This window comes from Lysinibacillus sp. NPDC056185, from assembly GCF_047737915.1.
In the GTDB taxonomy this organism is placed as follows: Bacteria; Bacillota; Bacilli; order Bacillales_A; family Planococcaceae; genus Lysinibacillus.
Map to the genome: position 1 here is coordinate 26,005 of NZ_JBLLLQ010000013.1, position 23,602 is coordinate 49,606.

A 23,602-nucleotide genomic window follows, 5' to 3' on the forward strand; every position below is an offset into this window, starting at 1 on the left:
TGTGTGTTTTATATTTGAGAATTTGATGACAAAGAATGGGTGTGATATGAGGGGATTACATGTACAAAGGAATGAATCGTAAAAAAATAGCAATTGTACAGAGCAGTCTTTGAATTACGTTTTCACAATAACTTAGACAAAGGAGTAATTTGTTTATGGGAATAAAGATTGAGTCAAAGGGATTAGCTTTATCAGAAAAAATCAAGACAAGAAGTGCCACAATTGGGGTTGTTGGACTTGGCTATGTGGGGCTCCCACTAGCCTTGGAAATCGTCAATAAAGGCTTTGGAGTAATTGGTTTCGATAAAGACGATGAAAAAATTTCCAAATTAAAAAGTAGTGATAGTTATATTGCTGATATGTCTAATGCAATCATCGAGAAAGCGGTTAAAGAAGATAAATTTGAGCCGACAAATGATTTTTCTAAACTTGTATATGTAGATATCATTATTATTTGTGTACCGACGCCTACGACTGCAGATGGAACACCTAATATCTCGTATATTGTTGATGCAGCTAATGCAATCGAACAAAATATAACCCCTAATACATTAATTATTCTTGAAAGTACAACTTACCCTGGAACAACAGAAGAAGTAGTTCAACCGATCTTAGAAAAAGGTAACTTCATTATTGGACAAGATATATTTTTAGCTTATTCTCCTGAACGTGTGGACCCTGGAAATTTAAATTTTTCAGTTTCGAATACGCCTAAAGTAGTTGGCGGAGTATCAGTAGCTTGTTTAGAAGTTGCCAAACTTTTTTATGAAACGGTTATTAGTACAAAGGTGTTTACGGTAACAAGTCCAAAGGTTGCTGAAATGGAAAAGTTACTAGAAAACACATTTAGGCAAATTAATATTGCCCTTGTCAATGAATTAAGTCAGGTTTGCCATAAAATGAATATCGATGTGTGGGAAGTTATTGAAGCGGCTTCGACAAAGCCTTATGGTTTTATGCCATTTACACCTGGCCCTGGGGTAGGTGGTCATTGTATACCAGTAGACCCTAAATATTTATTATGGGCTGGCCAGCAGCATGGTGTTTCAGCAACATTAATTGAGACGGCAGATAAAATTAATGATTCTATGCCAAGCTTTGTAATTGAAAGATTAGAAAATTATTTAGGTGCACATGGAAAAGAGATAGATGATGCAGAAATTGTAGTTATTGGAGTTTCCTATAAGCCAAATATTAATGATCTTCGGGAATCACCAGCATTACATGTCATTGATAAATTAAAGGAAAAGCGGTGTGGTCTAAAAGTTATTGATCCATTTATTGAAACATTTACAGTTGGTAATGACATGTTTAACACAGTTTCACTTACAAAAGAATTAATTGAAAAAGCGGATGCTGTAGTCATTTTAACGAATCATACAGCTATTGATTATGCATTGATTGATCAACATGCTGCTTTAATTTTTGACACACGCAATACCCATTATTTGTTTAAAAATGAAAAATATCACAAATTATAGGGGGGGTTCTGTGTTCACGAGGCGACTAAAATTATGTAGTCTATTATTCATTTTATTTCTAGCTGGATGTCAATCGTCCGCTCAAACTAATGAGGTTAAACCAGTTGATTCAGCAATTGAAATTAAGGAACCGGATGGAACGATGAGTGAAATTTATAGTCACGCAAGCATTCTAAGTCCAAAGGTAGCATTAACTTTTAATGGACTTGCAGACAATGAAACAATGCAGAAATTACTAAAGGTATTAGAACAATTTAACATGAAGGCAACATTTTTTGTAGAAGGTACGCGAGTGGCGCAAGATCCTGAGTTAGTGAAAGATATTTTAGCTAAAGGTCATGAAGTAGAAAATGGTACGTTAACGTTTACTGATATGACTGATTTAAATTATGAAGAAACATATAAAGAAATTTACTTAGCCAATCAAGTTTTTGAAGAGCATCTAGGTTATACACCAAATTTCGTTCGTAGTCGTTCTGGTGATTCAACTGACAATATGCGTTTAGCAACTAAAACGCTCAATATGAAGGGAGTCGTCGAATCTTCCATTAATCCGAAAGATCGAAATATGCAAAGTGCTGAAGAAATAATGGATTATATTCATCGCTTTATCGATAGTGGATCTATCATTCATTTAAACACGTACATTAATCCTGCGATTATTGATGTTATTCCACTATTGTCTCAATTGGGCGAAGAAAAAGGATACGTTTTTTCTACATTAACGGACGTTTTAGATAAACAATATTTAGTAAAATCCTTAGAGGAAATTGAAGGCTATGATGCTATTAAAGTAAATCCGGATTATAAAAATGTAAAACCGAATATGTACTATCGTAAAAATACTTCCAAAAAAGAAGTTGCTTTAACCTTTGATGATTGGGCGAGTGAGGAGAGACTTAAAGAGATTTTGGATGTTCTTGATAAGTATCATGTTCAATCTACATTCTTTTTAATTGGCAAAGGTGTGGAAAAGGATCCGCAATTAGCGCGATTAATTGTTGAGAGAGGCCATGAGGTTGCAAGCCACTCCTACAATCACCTTGATGTTACGACCATGACACCGGAAGAATTACAAGAGGATGTCGTGATGGCACATAAGGCGTTAACATACGCCTTACAGGAAGAACCTTTGCTGTATTTCAGACCTAATAAAGGTGCTATTAATGAAGAATCAGCGAAAATTATTGCCGCAACAGGTGTCAAATCGATTGCTATGTACGATATTGCATCATTCGACTGGAATTTAGACTATACCGTTTCAGATATTTATAATCGTGTGATGAGTAGGATTGCTCCAGGAAGAGTAATTGTTATGCACATTTTAGATGGTACAAAAACAGTTGAAGCTCTACCAGTAATCATTGAAAAGCTGCAAAAAGATGGGTATAGCTTTGCAAAAATGTCGACTTGGATTGAAGAAGATTCAACTAAGAAAGTGAATTGATAATCATGAATAAGAAAAAAGAGATTTTAACGATACCACGCTCTGATCGACGAATTTTATCGAATATTCCTGATCCAGAAAATGTACGAAATCTCGTTAATCGACGAGGTGCTTCGTATCAAAAGGAAGAAATCGATCCTACAGATGTCAATGAAATATATCGTTTACAGCTGTTAAGTTTACGCTATGAAACTAATTTTGAAGTACAAATTAAAAGAGCAAAGCAAAAGGTTAGTGACAAACATTATGCGGAGGATATTTCGGTTACAGGTATCCTTATATTTTCAAATAGTCCTGATAATTTTTTAATAGATGAAATTATTACGATGAAATTTACTATACCTGGTGGTGCGATGCCGGAGGGCTATGAATCTAAGGTAAAGGTAAAAGCGAAAGTTGTTCGGCATTTTACGAAAGAAGTAGATGGTGAAACTAGATGCTATTATGCATGTGAATTTTTACAGCCTTTAAATGACTATATGACTAAAAAACGTTGGGGACTATCAATTTTTGTGGCAAGTTTATTTCTATTGATTGTTTCTCTTATTGTGATATTAATGAGGGCTGAAAGTGTTATTTATTTCAGATTCAATAAATTCCTATATCTATATAGTATTATTGCTGCAACATTTCTTTTAAGTAGATATTTATTCGGTATTTTCTATAGGAATGTGCCGATAAATCCTAAATTTGAACCGGGCGTTTCTATTATTATTCCAGTGTTTAACGAAGAAGAATGGATTCATAGAACAATTTTAAGCTGTATTAATCAGTATTATCCTGTAGACAAATTAGAAGTTATTGTTGTAGATGATTATTCAACAGATAGAACTGAGGAAAAAGCAAAAGAAATGATTGAACTTATTCATAGCGAGGGTGAGCGATTTAAAACAAAGAATCGCTTAAGTTTCCATAAGCTACCTCAAAATGGAGGGAAGCGTGAGGCTTTAGTGGCAGGAGTACATCTTGCTAAACACGAATTAGTCGTTTTCGTAGATTCAGATAGTTTTTTAGAACCTCATGCTATTCGAAATATAGTGCAGCCTTTCCAAGATCCTAAAATGGGCGGTGTGGCTGGAAGAACAGAAGTTGAAAATAAATTTACAAATGCTCTGACAAAATTGCAAACCGTTCGCTATTATATAGCCTTTCGGATAATGAAAGCTGCTGAGTCTTGGTTTGATACAGTAACTTGCTTATCTGGTCCATTAGCATGTTATCGAAAAGAGCTTATTTTAAAGAACGAGACAGCATGGTTAAACCAAAAATTTCTTGGACAGCCCGCAACATTCGGTGATGACCGTAGTATGACAAACTATATTTTAAAAACACATCGAACGGGATACCAGGACAATGCCGTATGTTCTACAATTGTTCCATCAGATTCAAAAGTCTTTTTATCTCAACAAATGAGATGGAAACGATCATGGCTACGTGAATCGTTACGAGCATTTTTATTTATGTGGAAGAAGGAACCTTTTATGTTTCTTTTCTTCATCATCGGTTTAATCGTACCAATAGCAGCCCCTATTGTTGTTGTTTACAATCTACTTTATGTGCCAATTATGCATGGCGTTTTTCCGACTACGTTTTTAATAGGCTTGTTATTGATGGCAATGCTAATGAGTTTGGCCCATCTTTTCTTTAGAAAAAGTAAGTTATGGACATTTGGCTTTATCTTTGTACTTTTCTATGAATTTATTTTGCTGTGGCAAATGCCTGTTGCATGGGTTACATTTTGGAAATCAACATGGGGTACGAGAGAAACACCTCAAGATGTCATCGCCAAAGAAAAGAAATTAGAAAAACAAAAATTACGAAAATCCCGATTTTCGATTCTAAATAGAAAAATGGGTGAGAAGAAATGAGTGAAAAAAATGTTGTATTAAATCCAGCTAAAAAAAATCGAAGGAAAATAATACGATCCATTGTTCAAGCGATTATCGTTACATTTTTAGCGATTATTTTAATACGTGTAGTGTTTTTAACAGAAAAAAGGGAAGAGGAAACGGTTCCTCTAGAAAATAAAGATGGTTTCATCGCATTATCTTATTTTGGTGTGAGCAGAGGCGAATCTCCCAAATACGTATCTAAAGAGAATTTAAAAAAACAACTAGCCTTACTTGAAAGTCAGGGTTATCAAACAATTACTCAGCAAGATATTTTAGATTTTTATCAGAAAGACAAACCGTTGCCAGAAAAATCTTTGTTTTTATCATTTGAAGATGGACGGACAGATTCAAGTATATTTGCTCAAAACATCATGGAGGATCTAAACTATAAAGCTACGATGTTTACGTACGCCAATAAAATGGATACACGGGACAACAAATTTTTAAAGCCGAAAGACTTATTACTTATGGAGAAAAGTGGCTATTGGGAGCTGGGCTCTAATGGGTACCGTCTGACATATATTAATATTTATAACAATAAAGGACAGTCGTTAGGTGTAATAGATGAAAATAATGTGCCGGATAAAACGACTATCGAATATTATAATCATTATTTAATGGACTTCATTCGCAATCAATATATGATTCCAAGTGAAACGCGACAAGAAATGGAAAAACGTATCCAAAAAGATTACAAGCTAATGCATGATATTTATAAGGAGGAACTAGGAGAAGTTCCTAAGGCCTATGCTATTATGCATGCCAACTCACTTTATAATAATATGGATTCGTTAGTTGGAAGTGCGAATAATAAGCAAATTAAGGATATATTTAAAATGCATTTCAATTTGGAACTAGGGGCATATAATGATGCGGATGCTGATCTCTACAATTTAAGTAGATTACAAGTATCGCCCTATTGGTCTACCAATCACTTGATGATGAAAATCCGACAAGCTAGTAAGCAAAATGTAGAATTTGAAGTCGGAGATCCTAAACGGGCAAAAGAATGGTCTGTAAAGAATGGTGCAGCAGAATATGAAAATAATGAGATTACTATAACATCAGCACCTTCTAGTGAAGGTCGGGTAATATTGAAGGAAACACTTCCAGAGCGATATAATATAAACTTTGCCTTTAAAGGGAATGTCGTTGGACAACAATCTATTTATTTAAACTACGATGAAAAAAATAATAGCTATATTCGGGTGGCATTAATAGATAATGAGATAGTTGTTTCTGAAAAATCACCAAAATCAGGCGTTGTTGAGAAGGAGCGGTTTCTGCTAAATGAAATAAAGTGGAATGAAGAAGAGTATGCATTCAATAAGGCTACTGTATACAATTATCAGGATACGCAAAAAGGTTCTAGAATTGACGAGGAAGAGTATCCGCGAAACTTAACAAAAAAGAGAGTATTTAACATTTATGTAGAAAATGATAAAATTAAGATAGATGTAGATAAGGTATTATCCAAGACAATTCAAGTAAATCCTGACATTCAAGGATCTAAAATTGGATTTGGTGCGTTGTTCAGCAAAAAAGAAACATCGCATGAACAGTATGCAGATGATATTTATGATACACTCATCGAAGATATTTTGATTACAGATGTTAACGATCATACGCTTTTTACTAACCAATATACGAATTTCGATAAAGTAAAGCACAAAACAATGACTTTATTTAATAATGTTGTTGATTTCTTTATTGAAACCTTCTAAAACGGGGGGAACTAGATTCAAGTGAAAAAATTTTTTCTGTTTATCTGTATAGCACTACTAATTATCACAGCTTGTAGTAATAGCAAAGAAGCACCTGTTAAAGCAAGGGAAGGGTTGAAGCACAAAGACAAGCTTCAATTATCTATTTGGTTACCTGAATGGCAAAATAAATCTGCCATCGAGGATGTGAAAAATTCACAACAGGGCTTACAAGACATTCACGTTTTTGGTGCTTATTTTAATGAGAATGACCAATTATTATTAACTGAAGATGCGATAGAAACGTTGAAACAAACGCAGCAACAATTTAATGGATCACATCCTGTTATACTCACGTTAATTAACGATTATGTTTCAGATAACGCGCCATTAGTTCAAAAGGATAGTGCGTTATTACATCGATTGTTTCAAGATACGTCATCAAGGCAGCGACATATTGATAATATTATGCAGGTTGTTGAACAATATAATGTGAATGGTATCGAAATTGATTATGAAAAGGTTGCTAAAGAGGATCTCTCTAAGTACGTCCATTTCATAGAGGAACTTTATGAACAGCTATTAAAAAAGGATGTTTCATTACATGTCGTACTAGAGCCAGGATTTCCATTTAATATTAAATTACCGAGTGGGCCTAAATATACAGTGATGGCTTATAATGTGCACGGGTATCATAGTGGCCCAGGTGCAAAGGCAACCTTTGCATTTTTAAATGACTTAGTAAAAAAAATTAGGAAGTCTAATCAAAAATTAGCGATTGCTTTTGCAACTGGCGGATTCCAATGGGTAAATCAAGGCAAGACGGTTGCTTTAACGGAGGTAGAAGCAGAGGAATTACTAAACAAAACGAAAGCGGTTAAACATCGCGATCAAGCAAGTGGTGCGGCTTATTTCACTTTTTTAGATGAACAAAATGTTAAGCATGAAGTTTGGTACGCCGATCAGGAAACACTTAAAAAATGGACAGCGCACGTGCAAAAGAGAAGCTACAATGAGGTTGTTTTATGGCGTGCCGGAGGTCTAGGCTCAAAAACGTTACAATGGATTAACGAACAATCAGCGGAATGATTGATAGAATTGCCGGAGTGACGGATGGAAACCAGAGCGATGGAAAGAAGAGCCGAAGTGACGGAAAGAAACGTTAAAGCGACGGATGGAAAGACGAGACCGACGGAAAGAATCGCCAAGGTGACGGATGGAAATCAGAGCGACGGAAAGAAGATCCGAAGTGACGGAAAGAAACGTCAAAGCGACGGATGGAAAGCCGAGAGCGACGGAAAGAATCGCCAAGGTGACGGATAGAAACCAGAGCGACGGAAAGAAGAGCCGAAGTGACGGAAAGAAACGTCAAAGTGGCGGATAAAAGTGCCGAGGCGACGGATGGAAGTCAAAGCGACGGAAAGAAGCGCCGAAGTGACGGAAAGAAACGTCAAAGCGACGGATGGAAATGCGAGAGCGACGGAAAGAATCGCCAAGGTGACGGATTGAACCAGAGCGACGGAAAGAAGAGCCGAAGTGACGGAAAGAAACGTCAAAGTCGTGGATAGAAACGCCAAAGTGGCGGATAGAACAGCCCATCTCACGGATAAAGGCACCTTAAACAAAAAAAATCGCCAGCTACGGCGATTTTTTTATTGGAATTGAGAAAGACGTGAAAAGAAATTGGTAACGAAGTCTAAAAATATTTTTTCTGATGGAGCAATTTCGCGGTTTACAGGTGAAATAATGCCGACTGTTCTTGGAATTGTAGGTGATACAATCGGTACTTTTACTGTGAAGCGGGCAGCTGAATCATATAGGGAGCTTTCTGGTAATAAACTAACCCCAATGCCCGCAGCGACAAGACCTTTTAGTGCATCTAAGTCTTCACCCTCAGAGATGACGTTTGGCAAGAAGCCGGCAGCGCGACAGGCATCCATAGCTACTTTATGTAAAATATAGCCATCTGGGAATAATACAAATAAATCATTACGTAAATCAGCAAGTTGAATACTTTCTTTTTTGGCTAATGGATGTTTTGCTGGCAGTAATGCTGCGATGTTTTCAGTAAATAAAATTGTTGAATGGATCGATTCGTCCTTCGGTGGAAGCGGGCCTAAAAAAGCTAAATTTAACTCGCGATTTTTGACTGCATCAATTAAAAAACGATAGGAGCCTTGACGGAGCTGGAATTGCAAATCTGGATATTCACGCTTGAAGGCTGAAATAACAGTGGGCAATACATAGCTAGCCAAGCTCGTTGGAAAACCAATTTTTATCGTACCTTTAGCAGGATCTAAATATTCTTCAACTTGCTTTGCGGCAAAATCGATGGCTTTTAAAGCAGTAATTGTGTGCTCGAGAAATATTTTTCCAATCGGTGTCAATTTAACATTCCGTCCGACACGTTCAAAAAGTGGTGTGCCTAATTCATTTTCTAAATTAGCAATTTGTCGGCTTATTGCAGATTGAGCAACATGAAGATGTTCGGCAGCTTCTGAAATGTGTTCACGCTCAGCAACTTCAACAAAATATCGTAATTGACGTAACTCCACTAGATATTCACCTCTATTAATCGAAAAATACGATTGATTATGCCTCAATTATATACTATTTAAGATGAAAAATGATTGTAAATAAACAAATGTTAGCTAGAAAGCGGGGGAGATGCACAGTAACTTCATTGGAGCTCAAGAAAGTAAGGCGAAGGCAGTTTTCTCAAAGAATGTTGCTAAACGAAAGAGTCAGATATTTAAAAGAGTATGTTATATTTTGGATTGCAGTAAAAGGCGAATGGAATAGTATAATTAGGCGTAATTTAACTTGTTTCGTAAGAGGTGTTTAGTTTGTTTAAAAAGAAAATATTGATTGGATATTCAGAAGACGCTGTCCTAGCAATTATCGAACACTTAGAGAAAAGTAGCATTCCGTTTGAAATAGGAATCAAAGATATTTTAAAGCGGTCGTCTGAAGAATACGAAGGTTTTTATATGGTCAAAGTTCAAAAAAAATGTTCGAAACAAGTAGAAGCTATTGTTGCACAATATGTGTCGCAAGAAGGTTTGAAGCATCGGTATAAAGTGAAGAAAAAGAAAAGTAGAAAATTAGAGAGGAAGGAAAAAGCTCTTTATTTGTTTGCAGCTTTTATATACTTTTTAGCAGCATCGGTCATCGAAATGGGTAAAGCATTAGAAGCGGACATTGTTTCGTCTATCGGTTGCGCCGCTTTATTGATGGGCGGCGTGTTTATGGCGACAAAATTTTACAAAGAGATGAAAAAAGAACCGGGTGATTTGAGAGAGATTAATAAGCTGACGATGATTTTCGGAATTAGTATGATATTTTATGCCGTTTCTTCTTTTATATTTGTACTTCTATATTAATTACTTCCTCTAGATAGAGACCTTGTTCTAGTGTCTTGAATAAGGCTTGTTGGTCCGCTTCTTTAATTTACTTACTACTTCATACATACACAAATCTCCAGTCCGCCTCCTGAACCTGCATTATATTCAATCATAATCGATATTTTCAAGGGGAAAACAGCCAAAGGGAAAAATAAAGTAGATTAAAAAAAATTGCATGATCTACATTTATTAATTTTGGCCCACCCACAGTTTGACATATATATATAAGTTGATTTCCGTTCTGGTTGACGCCCACAGCCGGAACGGAAATCAACCCACTTTATAATGAAGAACCTTAATTTTATGAACTAGTACTCTCGAGATTTCTTTCCTTTATTTGATTCCATTCTAATAAAAAAGGTTATAGTATTGGTATTGTTATTTATACATTTCTGTCACAAAACCGCTACAATTCGCACTTTCTGCGGGGTTTTCACTATGTAGCTAGATGAAACTGATTCTCAATTAGAATTATTTCATTGAAAATGAGGTAAGTTGATTCTCATTGTCAATAACGATTAGCAATAATCTGAAAATGCTTACAAACTCTTTATTTTTAAGGATTGTTTCAGAGAAAATTGAAAGTGATTGAAATGGTTTGCATAGAGAACGATTTTCAGTTAAGATTAGAATGATGATAATTAAGGAATGGTACACCATTCACTGAACACACTATGGAGGTATTTTCATGTCAACTTTAGTTATTAAAGATCTTCACGTTGAAATCGACGGGAAAGAGATTTTAAAAGGCGTAAACCTTACAATTAATACAAATGAAATTCATGCAATCATGGGACCAAACGGAACTGGTAAATCAACACTAGCTTCTGCTATTATGGGTCACCCTAAATATGAAGTAACTTCTGGTACAGTAGAACTTGATGGCGAAAATGTACTTGAAATGGAAGTGGACGAGCGTGCTCAGGCAGGTTTATTCCTAGCAATGCAATATCCTTCTGAAATCGCTGGTGTAACAAATGCTGACTTCTTACGTTCAGCTATCAATGCACGCCGTGAAGAGGGCGATGAAATTTCTCTAATGAAATTTATCCGTGAATTAGATAAAAACATGGAATTCCTTGAAATGCACGAAGATATGGCACAACGTTATTTAAATGAAGGTTTCTCTGGCGGTGAGAAAAAACGTAACGAAATTCTTCAATTAATGATGATTAAACCAGCTTTCGCAATTTTAGATGAAATTGACTCTGGTCTTGATATTGACGCGCTTAAAGTTGTTTCTAAAGGAATCAATGCAATGCGTGGAGAAGGATTCGGCTGCTTAATGATCACTCACTACCAACGCCTACTTAACTACATTACACCAGACCATGTACACGTAATGATGCAAGGTCGCGTTGTTAAATCAGGTGGCGAAGAATTAGCACAACGTTTAGAAGCTGAAGGCTATGACTGGATTAAAAAAGAATTAGGTATCGAAGAAGAAACTGAAGAACAAGAAGCATAAGAGGGAGGACGAACTAGCATGACAGTGGAACTTAACTTGCCTGTAACAGTACAGGACGTGCGCTCGTTCTCAGAAGCAAATGGAGAACCGGCTTGGTTTACAGAACTTCGCGCGGCAGCACTAGACAAAGTAACTGGTTTAGATTTGCCAAAACCAGATAGAACAAATATTACAAAATGGGATTTCGTAAATTTCCCAACTCACACAGTTGACAGTGAAGGATTCGCTTCACTTGATGCATTACCAGAAGAAGCAAAAGGTTTAATTGATCTTGAGGCTCAAGAAAATCTTTATATTCAACGCAATAACACACCAGCTTTCATCAAAACATCGCAAGAACTAGCTGATAAAGGTGTTATTTTTACAGATATTTTAACAGCGGTTCGTGAACATGGCGACCTTGTTAAAAAGTACTTTATGACAGAAGCTGTAAAAGTTGATGAGCATAAATTAACAGCACTTCATGCGGCACTTGTTAACGGTGGTGTGTTCGTATACGTACCTAAAAATGTCATTATCGAACAACCGCTTCAAGTAGTATTCTTAAATGATAACGCAGAAGCTTCATTATATAACCACGTGTTAGTTGTTGCTGAAGCAAATTCTGCTGTAACTTATGTTGAAACATATATTTCAACAGTTGAAGAAGCAAAAGGTCAAGCAAACATTATTGCAGAAGTAGTAGTTCAAGACAATGCACAAGTTACTTACGGTGCGGTTGATGTACTTGCGAAAGGATATACTACTTATGTAAATCGTCGTGCACGACTAGCTCGTGATGCGAAAGTAGATTGGGCTCTTGGCTTAATGAATGACTCAGATACTATCTCTGAAAACATTACACATCTAATCGGTGACGGTTCTCATGCTGATACAAAAACAGTAGTTGTTGGTCGCGGTGAACAAAAACTTAACTTTACTACTGAAGTTCGTCACTGGGGTAAGAACTCAAATGGTCATATCTTAAAGCATGGTGTAATGAAAGATGCAGCACAATCAATCTTTAACGGTATTGGCTACATCGAACACGGTGCGACAAAAGCGGATGCACAGCAGGAATCACGTGTATTAATGCTTTCTGAAAAAGCTCGTGGCGATGCAAACCCAATTCTATTAATCGATGAAGACGATGTAACAGCAGGACACGCAGCATCTGTTGGTCGAGTGGATCCACTACAACTTTACTACTTAATGAGTCGTGGTATCTCGAAAGCAGAAGCAGAGCGCCTTGTTATCCATGGATTCCTTGCGCCAGTTGTTACGCAATTACCAATCGAAGGCGTACAAAAGCAACTGACGGAGGTTATTGAAAGGAAAGTTCGCTAATGATGAATAAAGACATTAAAAGCTATTTCCCAATTTTAGATCAGGAAGTAAACGGTCATAAGCTTGTTTACCTTGATAGCGCAGCAACTTCTCAAAAACCTATTCAAGTAATTGAAGCAATGAAGCATTATTATGAATTCGATAATTCTAATGTACACCGTGGTGTGCATACATTAGGAAATCGTGCTACTGACAAATATGAGGGTGCACGTGAAAAGGTTCGTAATTTTATTAATGCTACATCAACACAAGAAATTATTTTTACTCGCGGTACTACAACTGCTTTAAATACAGTGGCATCAAGTTATGGTCGTGCTAATGTTGCTGAAGGTGATGAAATTGTCATTACTCACATGGAGCACCACTCTAATATTATTCCTTGGCAACAACTAGCAAAGGAAAAAAATGCAACGCTGAAATATATTGAGCTTGAAGCGGATGGCACACTTAACTTAGAAAAGGTTCGTGCGACAATTACACCTAAAACAAAAATTGTGTCGGTGTCAATGGCGTCAAACGTCCTTGGAACAATTAATCCAATTAAAGAAATCGCTCAAATCGCGCATGCGAACGGTGCTGTAATGGTAGCGGATGGTGCACAAGCAGCACCACATATGAAAATCGATGTACAAGATTTGGATGTAGATTTCTTAGGGTTCTCAGGTCATAAAATGTGCGGACCAACTGGAATAGGTGTACTATATGGTAAAAAGGAACACCTTGAAAAGATGGAGCCAATTGAATTTGGTGGCGAAATGATTGACTTTGTTGGACTTTATGATTCAACGTGGAAAGAACTACCGTGGAAATTTGAAGGTGGAACTCCTATTATTGCAGGTGCAGTAGGTTTAGGAGCCGCTATTGATTTCTTAACTGAAATTGGGCTAGATAACATTGCGGAGCATGAGCATAAACTTGCAGGCTACGCGATGGATCAGCTTGAAACAATTGACGGACTTAAAATTTTCGGCCCACGTGACCCAATGAAGCGTTGTGGACTTGTAACGTTTAACCTAGACGATGTACATCCACATGATGTGGCAACGGTTCTTGATATGAACGGTATTGCTGTTCGTGCAGGACATCATTGTGCACAGCCACTAATGAAATGTCTTCAACAAGTAGCGACAGCGCGTGCAAGCTTCTATCTGTATAACACAGAGGAAGATATTGACCGCCTAGTTGCAGGGTTACGTTCTGCGAAGGAGTATTTTGGCGATGTCTTTTAATAATTTAGATCAACTATATCGTTCAGTCATTATGGATCATTATAAAAATCCTCGTAATAAAGGATCTATTGAAGAAGATGCTGTAACGATCGATATGAACAATCCGACTTGTGGAGACCGTATTCACTTAACGCTAAAAGTGACTGACGGTATTGTTGCGGATGCGAAGTTTGACGGTGAGGGCTGTTCGATTTCGATGTCTTCTGCATCCATGATGACGCAGCTTATCAAAGGGAAAAAAATTGAGGAAGCATTAGAGCTTGCTGAAATTTTCTCTAAAATGATGATGGGCGAAGACTATAGCGAGAAATATGACCTTGAGGATGTTGAGGCACTACAAGGTGTTTCTCAATTCCCGGCACGTATTAAATGTGCGACATTAGCTTGGAAAGCGATGGAAAAAGGTGTAAAGCAATAATATCTAAATTTGAGTGAAAGTCACTATAGGTGCTTTCACTCAAAGTAAGATATCCGAGCTTGAAACAAGATAACAATAATGCATGAACGGAGGAGAAACGATGGCTAAAAAAATGCCTGATATTGGCGATTACAAATACGGATTCCATGACAAGGACGTATCAATTTTCCGTTCAAAACGTGGTTTAACTGAAGAAATCGTCCGTGAAATTTCAAATATGAAACAAGAGCCAGAGTGGATGCTTGAATACCGCTTAAAAGCACTTGAAACTTTCTATACAAAACCAATGCCGCAATGGGGTGGCGACCTAGGAGATTTAGATTTTGATGAAATTACGTATTACGTAAAACCATCAGAAGCTACACAAAAATCTTGGGATGAAGTACCTGATGAAATTAAAGCTACTTTTGATAAATTAGGTATTCCAGAAGCAGAGCAAAAATACCTTGCAGGTGTATCTGCTCAGTACGAATCTGAGGTTGTATATCACAACATGAAACAAGACCTTGAAGACCTTGGTATTGTGTTCAAAGATACTGACTCAGCTTTACGTGAAAACGAAGATATTTTCAAACAGTACTGGGGTAAAGTAATTCCTTACACTGATAATAAATTCGCTGCACTAAACTCAGCTGTTTGGTCAGGTGGATCATTTATCTATGTACCACCAGGTGTAAAAGTGGAAACGCCATTACAAGCTTACTTCCGTATTAACTCTGAAAACATGGGTCAATTCGAACGTACGTTAATTATTGTAGATGAAGGCGCTCACGTACACTACGTTGAAGGTTGTACAGCTCCTGTTTACACTACAAACTCTTTACACTCAGCAGTAGTAGAAATTGTTGTACGTAAAGATGCATACTGCCGTTATACAACGATTCAAAACTGGGCAAACAACGTTTACAACCTTGTAACAAAACGTACAGTTGTTGAAGAAAACGGTACAATGGAATGGATCGACGGTAACATCGGTTCTAAGTTAACAATGAAATACCCAGCTTGTATCCTTAAAGGTGAAGGCGCTCGTGGTATGACATTATCAATCGCATTAGCAGGTAAAGGGCAACACCAACACGCAGGTGCGAAAATGATTCATATGGCACCAAACACATCTTCAACAATCGTTTCTAAATCGATTGCTAAACAAGGTGGTAAGGTAACGTATATGGGTCAAGTGCGTTTCGGCCCTAAAGCAAGTGGTGCACGTGCTAACATCGAATGTGATACGTTAATCATGGATAACCAATCTACTTCAGATACAATTCCATACAACGAAATCTTAAATGATAATGTTTCTTTAGAACATGAAGCGAAAGTTTCCAAAGTATCGGAGGAACAATTATTCTACTTAATGTCTCGTGGTATTTCTGAAGAAGAAGCGACAGAAATGATCGTAATGGGCTTCATCGAGCCATTCACAAAAGAATTACCAATGGAATACGCAGTAGAAATGAACCGTCTTATTAAGTTTGAGATGGAAGGTTCTATCGGATAATATGCCGATAAACGTTGGCAAGTAAGGGTTTTACGCTATGGCCAAACCCCTTATTGCCCACAAATTTCTTTTATAAAAATCGGGTGCACTGCACTCGATTTTTTTTATGCGGATGTTGTTTACATAGCTTTACCACCTATTTTACGCAGAATAAAAAACTGTGGGGAAGATCATAAATCGACAAATTTTAATTTGAATATTTTATGAACACTTTAATAAAATCCGAAGCTACTTTGAATGAAAAGGCACATAATTATAAGATATTTATTATATTTAGAGCTATTAATATATATCTTTTGCGAAAAAACATCACAATGTAATGCGACTTTTATCATATTCACCCATAGTTTGCTTAATTTTTAATCCATAGCTATCATACGAGTAGAAATACATTTTCAAAGATAGGAGATTACTTATATGAACACTAAATTTACAAAATTAAGTAAAAGTAAAAAGGGACTAAGTGCGGCAATATTAGCAGCCGGAATCATGGGGATTGCAATGGCGCCAAATGCATCTGCACATGGGTTTGTAGAAAAACCAGCTAGCCGTGCTGCTTTATGTAGCCAAAGTTATGGCGCGCTTAACTTGAGTTGTGGAAGGGTTATGTATGAGCCACAGAGCTTAGAGGCCAAAAAAGGATTTCCACAAGGTGGACCAGTTGATGGTAAAATTGCATCTGCAGGAGGTCAGTTTGATGGCATTCTCGATCAACAATCTGTAAATCGCTGGTTTAAGAATACGATTACAGGGGGACCGAATACCTTTACATGGAAGTACACTGCATCACATTTAACAAGCAAATGGCACTATTATATTACGAAAAAGGGATGGGATCCTAATAAGCCATTAACTCGTGCTGATCTTGAGCCAATTGGAACTGTTGAACATAACGGTACTGAAGCATCCACTAATTTAACTCATACAATTAACGTACCAACTGATCGTAGTGGCTACCACGTTATTTTAGCTGTTTGGGATGTAGCGAATACTGCAAATGCTTTCTATAATGTGATTGATGTTAATTTAGTGAATAATGTGGATGTAGATAAGGAAGCTCCAACTCAGCCAAATGGATTACAGGCAACGAAAGTTACTGCTAACAGTGTCGAGCTAAAATGGAATCCATCTACAGACAATGTGGGTGTTAAAGAATATCAAGTATTCCGTGATGGTAAAGCAATTGGAACGGTACCGGGAACAACATTCACAGACAAAAATTTAAAAGCGAATACAAAATATACATATACAATAAATGCAGTGGATGCAGCTGGAAATGTTTCTAAAGATAGTGAGTCTATAGCTGTAGAGACAATGAATGCAGTTCCAGACACGGAAGCACCAACGCAACCAACTTCGCTTCATGCGATGGGAGTAACAGCCTCAAGTGTAGACTTAATGTGGGGGGCATCAGAGGATAATGTAGCAGTTGACCATTATGTTATATATCGAGGCACACAAGTAGGGCAAATGACTGTAGTTGGAACATCGAAAACTACTTCCTTTATGGACATGAATCTACAATCAAATACAACATATAACTATGCAGTCACTGCCGTTGATACAGCTGGAAATGAGTCTAATAAAAGTTCCATTTTCACTGTGACTACAAAAGAGCAAGGGTCGTCTTATGAGCAATGGAGTCCAATTAAAGCATACACAAAAGGTGATAAAGTAGAGCATCAAGGTAAAATATATGAAGCTGTTCAAAGCTATCAAGGATATGGAGATCCAAATTGGATATTCGCATTGTCTTTATGGAAAGAAATTAAATAATTTTGCGTGTACTCTTGTGGAAAAGCAAGAGTACAGAGCGTTTAGATTGAAGGAGACGAACTTTAAAATTCGTCTCCTTCTTTTGCTCTTCAAGGTAAGTACCTAATGTTGTTTTGGAGGTTCAAAGAGTCGTTATATAGTTGAGGAAAAACGGTTGGAAAATTATCAGTAGGAATATTAAATGCCATAAACGATTCATACATAGAAATATTGTCTTTTTCCTTACGACTCCTAGCCGCATATGCTATTTTATTGTTTTCTGAGTTTGTTACGAATAACTGCGATTCATCATTAGAAAACGGTACCCAATTATGTCCGAAAAAGGGTATTAAAGAATTTATATGCCCAAAAGTATTATTAATAAAGTTAAAGTTTCCTAGAAAATTATCAAAAATTGATTGAGTTAAGTTTTCACCCAATAATTGAGGGGATGTCAATGTAGGAGGATGTAATAGATCTGGATGACCGTAATTTTGTGTATGCTTATGTGTTATGTCCGGGCTTTTTGAAAAAAAATACAAAAACCATACTGCGTGATTTTGCTCGTCCGCTGCTGCACGTCGAAATCTTTCTTTAATCATCAGATCATTTGCTTTATCTGCTATATCTAAATAAGAATCAACAGTTTCTTGTTCATCTTTAAAAGCAAATTCGATTCCGGCCCTATAGTTGTCCGGGCATTCCTCAATTATTTGATAAGAAGGCTTTCTTCCTGTTAAATTCATATAAATTTTGCTAAATTCCTCGAGATGGCGTATTTCATCTTTTTGTATCTCAAGTATTCTATTCTTTTCATCCTCAGTAGGTGCCATCTTAGCCAACTTCTCATAACAAGCAACGGCACTATACTCAGCATTAATGGCCTTCTGAATATCATTTACAAGTTGAGCATCGTTTACCATAGGATAAGTACTATTATGCTGTGGAGCATAATGATAATAGTATTGATTTGGATACATCATTGTCCTCCTTTTGTTTAACTTCTTTCAGCGGGTGTCCAAACATCTGTACCTGTCGCTACGCTGACATCCGCTGAAAAAAGGAACTCAGTCTAAGAACGCCCCGTCCTGTGGCAACGACTGAGTGACCAACTTCGTGTTGTTGCCGCTGCCGCTTCGCTTTCGCGCAGATAAAACCCTTTTGCTGCCGCTACGTTAGCGCTTCGCTTTCGCACAAAAAACATTTGCAGGCCTAAGAACAAAGCCGATTCCGGACGCAATTATGCCGAGGCGTAATTGATCCATCAACTTATCTTATGCATTGTGTATAGGTAATTGTGCAAAGTCATTTCTTGTGTTGCCTAGGTTGGATTCTTCTTTTCATCGAACAATGGAGCATCTTTTAAAAATGCGAGCACCAGTGATAAACGTTGCTTTTCACTACCTGATAGAACCATCTAACAGACGGATAGAACATCATAAAGAAAGGGGAGTCGCCGAAACGTTCGGGAAGCTTCATATTATGTCTCCACTCCAACATTTGATGTAGAATCATCTTGTTTCTCTGTTTTTTCGCTTAGATAAATATGACAAATCATAACCTGCAAATAGCAAAAATCCTTCATTTATGGTACTATATACTAAATATTTTAAGCGAGAAAGAAGTGGGGAATCTGAATTACGGAAAAACGATGCTTGATATTCATTCTAGCGCGGAAGAACTTAAACAGCTTCACAAAATAATTAGTGATTACAACTTACCTATTAGAAGTGAAGATACTTTTGAAAAACAAGCAGTGGAGGTTAGCGATTATTTAAATGAACCTACTTTTATCGAAGCTCGGAATAAAAAACGATCTTTAAACATTATGTCAGGTGTTATTGCATTACCAATCGTTGTCTTTATTGTTTATATGATTTTAGGAAAGTTAAAAATAATAGGTCGCGAGGATATCTTTAAAAATATACTTGATTGGTTCTTAGCGTATCCATGGGCATTTATTCTGTACGCTTTTATATTTGCTTCTATCGTAATTGCACATAAATTAATAGAAAAGAAAATGTATAATAAAATATATCCTAATTTAAAGTTGAAATTATTAGACCAATTAAATCAAAATATTGAAAAGTAGGTTTAACGGAGTTTCTTTCCGCTCATTTCTCTACAACAGTTCCTACCTTAGGAGCAATGAGATGGGCGTGTCAAGCGTAGCAATGTACTGACCTAGAAATTCTAAGATAAATAAAAACACCTTTCGTTGAAAAACTGGTATGACTCCTTATGAAATCAACGTGAAGGTGTTTTTCTATGGGACAAGAATGAATAATAAATTATCTCCCATTCATTTAACCCAGTAACCTTCTATATTTGATATTTGAGTTTAAACTGTTGAGGCTTCTTTTTATTATAAAGAATCGTCACCCATTGTCCTTCCTCAAAAAAAGCACGATTTTTCGTATATGTCCATACTTTGCTCGTGACAGTGATTGATTTATTTTGTAATGACGTAAATTGTACTGTCAACTTTACGCTACGCTTTGATTCTCCTTTTGCATATGTAATCTCATGGCCAACTGTTCGGTGTGAAAAATCACTTTCGATAATCTGTGCGTTCGTTTCAATCCATTCAATTTTTTGATACTTCAGTGGTAATATCCATAGTGCGACAAAAATGATTAGAAAGAAGATAATTACCCCGATAAAAATGTACATTTGCATCCCCACTTTTTTCTTTTTTAAACAAAAGACTATAGGTAAACTCAAAATTTTTGAATATTGTTTTTTCTGTGAAAGGTGCCAGATCCAGTAATGCTTTGGGAACTTTACTTTTATAATACTATACACTTTTTACTTTGTTCACAATTAAATATAACTTGTGGAAATAATAGTTGAAGCTACAAAATCAGCTTTAATTGAGAAACTTAAAGGTCAAAAACTGGTTGCTATTCGTATGGAGGAGGCAACCTTATGAGAAGTATTCTTAAATCTGTATTATACGGAGAGCTTAGTTTAGAGGTTCCTAATGAAGTTAGCAAGAAGCACTTTCTGTAGTGCAATTGGCAGATATGAATCTAGACTATTTATATATACAATTCTCAGCAGATGAAAACTCAGATTCACCAAATACATTAGAACATTTCAAGAAGAATTCAATTGTTCAAAAAATCAATACCTTAAAAAATAATTACGTGTTTGTAAACGTGGTAGACCCTTTTATGGAAGGAGGACCAGCATACAGTCGAATTTAGAAGGTATGTAGCAGTATCTTATAAAATAGTATGTTCAAGTATAGACCCAACAGTTTTTGGATCTATATTTTTTCGTATGTTGTATTTTTTATAAAACAGTTGACTTATTTTCCAGTTGTAACTATAATGGTTACAGCTGGAGGTGATGAAGATTAAAATTAGCAGTCGTTTTACAATCGCTGTTCATATTTTATCAATCATCAAACAAAATCCATCGACCATTTGCACATCGGAATTTATGGCGGAAAGCGTGAATACAAATCCGGTAGTAATTAGGAAAATATTGTCCTATCTTAAAAAGGCAGGTATAGTGCAAGTGCGCCGGGGAACAGGTGGAGCTTTTTTAGTAAAAGATCTGGATACTATCACTTTGCTAGAGGTTTTTCGTTCAGTAGAGGTTGTGGAAGAAGATAAATTATTTCATCTACATGAAAATCCAAATCCTGATTGTCCTATTGGTGCAAATATACAGGCTGTGTTAGAACTAATTTTAGTGCAAGCACAAGAAGCAATGGAGCAAGTATTAGCCAACATTACTATGGAACAAGTGATTACATCTTTAATCCATGAAATTCAACAATCACAATAAATGCATTCTTTTCTTTTCACGGAATGCATATTTATTTGACTTAGTTGTAACTGAAATAGTTACAACTAAAAGAGAAAGGGAGGTTTTTATTGGGTGACTCTTAAAATAAAAGCATATTCGGATTTTATTTGTCCTTTCTGTTTTTTAGGGAAAGGGCCGTTGGATGAAATTGCAAAAGAAAAGGATATAGAGATAGAGTGGATGCCGTTTGAATTAAGACCTAAGCCATATCCAAAAATTGATCCTTGGAAAGAGCCAGCTAAATTAGGTTCGTGGGATTCCTATATTCTCCCTACAGCCAAAAAGCTAGGGATTGATATGCGATTACCGCGAGTATCTCCACACCCTTATACGAATTTAGCTTTTGAAGGATATCAATTCGCTAAAGTATATGGAAAAGGAAATGAATTTCATCATAGAGTTTTCACAGCATTTTTCCAAGAGGAACAAAATATTGAGGATGTAGACGTGTTAACTCAATTAGCAAATGAGGTAGGTCTGCCAAAAGAAGAATTCAAAGAATCCTTGCTTTCAGGTAAATATCGTGAAGCTCATCAAGAAGCTTTAAAGCATGCTTATGAAGAAGCGAATATTACGGCTGTTCCTACACTAATTATTGGTGATGAAATGATCCAAGGATTAGCTAGTAAAGAAAGAATAGCGCAAGTCATTGATCAGCAATTAAAAAATAGGTAATAAAATTTAAACAGTAGCAAATGATGCTGCATGAAAAAGTCTATATATAAATTTGATTGAAATTTGGAGGAATTATAAATGTCAGTAACAACAACTAATTTAAAAGATGCAATTATTAATCGTCGTTCAATCCGTAAAGTGAAAAAGAACGCAGCGATTACAAAGGAAAAAATTGAAGAGCTATTAAAAGTCAGTGTCCATGCGCCATCTTCATTTAATATGCAAAGTGGACGTGTAGTAGTCTTAATGGATAATGAGCACGAAAAGTTTTGGGATATTGTTAAAGAAACATTGCGTGCACGTGTTCCAGCAGAAAATTTTGCTGCAACAGAAGAGCGTTTACAAGGCTTTTCAGATGGAGTAGGAACAATCTTATTCTTTGAAAATCAAGCAACAATCAAACAAATGCAAGAAAACGCTCCTTCTTATAAAGAGCAATTCCCATTCTGGTCACATCAAGGAAATGCTATGCTACAGTACGCAACATGGATGTCTTTAACTACTGAAGGAATCGGCGCATCTATTCAGCACTATAATCCAATTATTGATGAAGAAGTTAAAGAAACTTGGAATATTCCTGCAGAATGGAGCCTAGTAGCTCAAATGCCATTTGGTGAGCCAAATGAACAACCAGGAGAAAAAACGTCATTACCTTTTGAAGATGTAGTGAAATTTTATTAATTAAATCCATATCTACAAATAAACCCCGTTAAGTGATTTACTTAGCGGGGTTTTAACATTTTAGTCGAATGAAAATTCATATCCTACATAGTTGAAAACATTAGTAAATCCTATATTTTCTGCTACAGCGATAGATGGTTTGTTTGAGTCCATACAATCCCAATATGGGGTCGAACCTTGCGCTAAACAATCTTTTACAACGTAGTGAGCTAACTTTTGGGCTAATTTATTTCCTTGGTGAGCTTCTAATGTTTCAATGTCAATACAGTGGACATTTTCAACTACAAAGCCTGAAAAACAAAGACTAATAATGTGATGTTTGTAAACGACACAATATCCAATTCCTTTATTCAAGAAACACTCAGGAGAAGACCAAAACGAAAGAATTTTTGAATGTAAAAATTCGGGATTTTTAATTGCGTTATCGTTAAATAGAGCGTTATCTATTTTTAAAACAGTGTATCCTTCTTTAACATCGGGCTCATTATTTGCTATATAGTTATTTTTATGTAGCTTATAGACTCTTTGCTTCCAACTACCAAGTTCGCGATGTTTAAATATTTTTTCTATCGTTTCATTCCACTTTAGATGGTTACCAATGCCTTCGAAGTAATGTAACCCCACTTTCTTCGCTTCAGGTTACACCTGTAAAATTCATTTTGCTGTAGTTCAGTAATCATTTATATCACTATCCTTTCGCGTTCGATTTTCTATATTTTGACTCATCCTCAAAACGTGGGGTTGATTTCCGCTCCGGCTGGGCGCTTTGTTGCTGCCGCTTCGCTTTCGCACAGATAAAACATTTG

At 36.3% G+C, this 23,602-nt stretch carries 21 protein-coding genes and 1 pseudogene; 16 read left to right on the plus strand and 6 right to left on the minus strand.

Annotated elements, in window-relative coordinates:
• Positions 1–155: 155 nt before the first annotated feature.
• The 5 genes from ACMZ42_RS13900 to ACMZ42_RS13920 are packed head-to-tail and all read left to right on the plus strand — an operon-like array spanning position 156 to position 7,612.
• Positions 156–1,481: a nucleotide sugar dehydrogenase gene (locus ACMZ42_RS13900; RefSeq protein ID WP_415731815.1), complete on the plus strand. Its 1,326-nt coding sequence runs from the start codon at positions 156–158 to the stop codon at positions 1,479–1,481.
• A gap of 10 nt (positions 1,482–1,491) precedes the next feature.
• Positions 1,492–2,928 carry a polysaccharide deacetylase family protein gene (locus ACMZ42_RS13905; RefSeq protein ID WP_415731816.1) on the plus strand — a complete coding sequence of 479 codons (1,437 nt, stop codon included), beginning with the start codon at positions 1,492–1,494 and terminating at the stop codon, positions 2,926–2,928.
• Positions 2,929–2,933: 5 nt separating this feature from the next.
• Complete coding sequence (locus tag ACMZ42_RS13910; protein WP_415731817.1) at positions 2,934–4,796, plus strand: glycosyltransferase family 2 protein; 1,863 nt, start codon at positions 2,934–2,936, stop codon at positions 4,794–4,796.
• On the plus strand, positions 4,793–6,544 hold the full coding sequence (locus ACMZ42_RS13915; protein ID WP_415731818.1) for a polysaccharide deacetylase family protein: 1,752 nt from the start codon (positions 4,793–4,795) through the stop codon (positions 6,542–6,544). Before ACMZ42_RS13910 ends, ACMZ42_RS13915 begins: the two co-directional genes overlap by 4 nt.
• Positions 6,545–6,565: 21 nt before the next feature.
• On the plus strand, positions 6,566–7,612 hold the full coding sequence (locus ACMZ42_RS13920; protein ID WP_415731819.1) for a glycosyl hydrolase family 18 protein: 1,047 nt from the start codon (positions 6,566–6,568) through the stop codon (positions 7,610–7,612).
• A gap of 73 nt (positions 7,613–7,685) precedes the next feature.
• Here ACMZ42_RS13920 and ACMZ42_RS13925 read toward each other — a convergent pair whose 3' ends face one another.
• Genes ACMZ42_RS13925 through ACMZ42_RS13935 form a run of 3 tightly spaced genes read right to left on the minus strand, consistent with a single transcriptional unit; the run spans position 7,686 to position 9,078 of the window.
• Positions 7,686–7,895, minus strand: coding sequence for a hypothetical protein (locus ACMZ42_RS13925; RefSeq protein ID WP_415731820.1), 210 nt, complete (start codon positions 7,893–7,895; stop codon positions 7,686–7,688).
• Positions 7,892–8,122 carry a hypothetical protein gene (locus ACMZ42_RS13930; protein ID WP_415731821.1) on the minus strand — a complete coding sequence of 77 codons (231 nt, stop codon included), beginning with the start codon at positions 8,120–8,122 and terminating at the stop codon, positions 7,892–7,894. The genes ACMZ42_RS13925 and ACMZ42_RS13930 overlap by 4 nt, the downstream gene beginning before the upstream one ends.
• Before the next feature lie 53 nt (positions 8,123–8,175).
• Entirely contained in the window at positions 8,176–9,078 is a 903-nt protein-coding gene (locus ACMZ42_RS13935; RefSeq protein ID WP_415731822.1) for a LysR family transcriptional regulator, read from the minus strand.
• A 291-nt stretch (positions 9,079–9,369) separates the two neighbouring features.
• Between ACMZ42_RS13935 and ACMZ42_RS13940 the strand changes: the two genes are divergently transcribed.
• From ACMZ42_RS13940 to ACMZ42_RS13970, 7 genes are all read left to right on the plus strand, one after another.
• Positions 9,370–9,906, plus strand: coding sequence for a hypothetical protein (locus tag ACMZ42_RS13940; RefSeq protein WP_370078124.1), 537 nt, complete (start codon positions 9,370–9,372; stop codon positions 9,904–9,906).
• A gap of 709 nt (positions 9,907–10,615) precedes the next feature.
• Positions 10,616–11,395, plus strand: coding sequence for a Fe-S cluster assembly ATPase SufC (gene sufC, locus ACMZ42_RS13945; RefSeq protein ID WP_370078122.1), 780 nt, complete (start codon positions 10,616–10,618; stop codon positions 11,393–11,395).
• Positions 11,396–11,413: 18 nt separating this feature from the next.
• On the plus strand, positions 11,414–12,721 hold the full coding sequence (gene sufD / locus ACMZ42_RS13950) for a Fe-S cluster assembly protein SufD (protein WP_370078120.1): 1,308 nt from the start codon (positions 11,414–11,416) through the stop codon (positions 12,719–12,721).
• A complete protein-coding gene (locus tag ACMZ42_RS13955) occupies positions 12,721–13,950 on the plus strand; it encodes a cysteine desulfurase (protein ID WP_100544504.1) in 1,230 nt (409 codons plus the stop codon). The genes sufD and ACMZ42_RS13955 overlap by 1 nt, the downstream gene beginning before the upstream one ends.
• Positions 13,940–14,368, plus strand: coding sequence for a Fe-S cluster assembly sulfur transfer protein SufU (sufU, locus tag ACMZ42_RS13960; RefSeq protein WP_370078118.1), 429 nt, complete (start codon positions 13,940–13,942; stop codon positions 14,366–14,368). The genes ACMZ42_RS13955 and sufU overlap by 11 nt, the downstream gene beginning before the upstream one ends.
• Positions 14,369–14,468: 100 nt before the next feature.
• Positions 14,469–15,866 carry a Fe-S cluster assembly protein SufB gene (gene sufB, locus ACMZ42_RS13965; RefSeq protein WP_031417705.1) on the plus strand — a complete coding sequence of 466 codons (1,398 nt, stop codon included), beginning with the start codon at positions 14,469–14,471 and terminating at the stop codon, positions 15,864–15,866.
• A 417-nt stretch (positions 15,867–16,283) separates the two neighbouring features.
• A complete protein-coding gene (locus tag ACMZ42_RS13970) occupies positions 16,284–17,642 on the plus strand; it encodes a lytic polysaccharide monooxygenase (RefSeq protein ID WP_415731823.1) in 1,359 nt (452 codons plus the stop codon).
• 89 nt (positions 17,643–17,731) lie between these two features.
• Here ACMZ42_RS13970 and ACMZ42_RS13975 read toward each other — a convergent pair whose 3' ends face one another.
• The gene (locus ACMZ42_RS13975) at positions 17,732–18,601 is read right to left on the minus strand and encodes a ferritin-like domain-containing protein (protein WP_415731824.1); all 870 of its coding nucleotides are present in this window, start codon (positions 18,599–18,601) and stop codon (positions 17,732–17,734) included.
• 644 nt (positions 18,602–19,245) lie between these two features.
• On the opposite strand from ACMZ42_RS13975, the gene ACMZ42_RS13980 reads away from it, so the two are divergent.
• Entirely contained in the window at positions 19,246–19,713 is a 468-nt protein-coding gene (locus tag ACMZ42_RS13980; RefSeq protein ID WP_402869316.1) for a DUF6097 family protein, read from the plus strand.
• 230 nt (positions 19,714–19,943) lie between these two features.
• Here the strand turns inward: ACMZ42_RS13980 and ACMZ42_RS13985 are convergent, their stop codons facing one another.
• Entirely contained in the window at positions 19,944–20,294 is a 351-nt protein-coding gene (locus tag ACMZ42_RS13985) for a DUF3592 domain-containing protein (RefSeq protein WP_415731825.1), read from the minus strand.
• A gap of 687 nt (positions 20,295–20,981) precedes the next feature.
• On the opposite strand from ACMZ42_RS13985, the gene ACMZ42_RS13990 reads away from it, so the two are divergent.
• From ACMZ42_RS13990 to ACMZ42_RS14000, 3 genes are all read left to right on the plus strand, one after another.
• A complete protein-coding gene (locus ACMZ42_RS13990; protein ID WP_370078276.1) occupies positions 20,982–21,419 on the plus strand; it encodes an Rrf2 family transcriptional regulator in 438 nt (145 codons plus the stop codon).
• 93 nt (positions 21,420–21,512) lie between these two features.
• On the plus strand, positions 21,513–22,115 hold the full coding sequence (locus ACMZ42_RS13995; RefSeq protein ID WP_415731826.1) for a DsbA family oxidoreductase: 603 nt from the start codon (positions 21,513–21,515) through the stop codon (positions 22,113–22,115).
• Between the two features lie 78 nt (positions 22,116–22,193).
• Positions 22,194–22,796: a nitroreductase family protein gene (locus ACMZ42_RS14000; protein WP_415731827.1), complete on the plus strand. Its 603-nt coding sequence runs from the start codon at positions 22,194–22,196 to the stop codon at positions 22,794–22,796.
• 60 nt (positions 22,797–22,856) lie between these two features.
• Here the strand turns inward: ACMZ42_RS14000 and ACMZ42_RS14005 are convergent.
• Positions 22,857–23,435 (minus strand): annotated as a pseudogene (locus ACMZ42_RS14005) (GNAT family N-acetyltransferase); the annotation flags it as partial.
• Positions 23,436–23,602 lie beyond the last annotated feature (167 nt).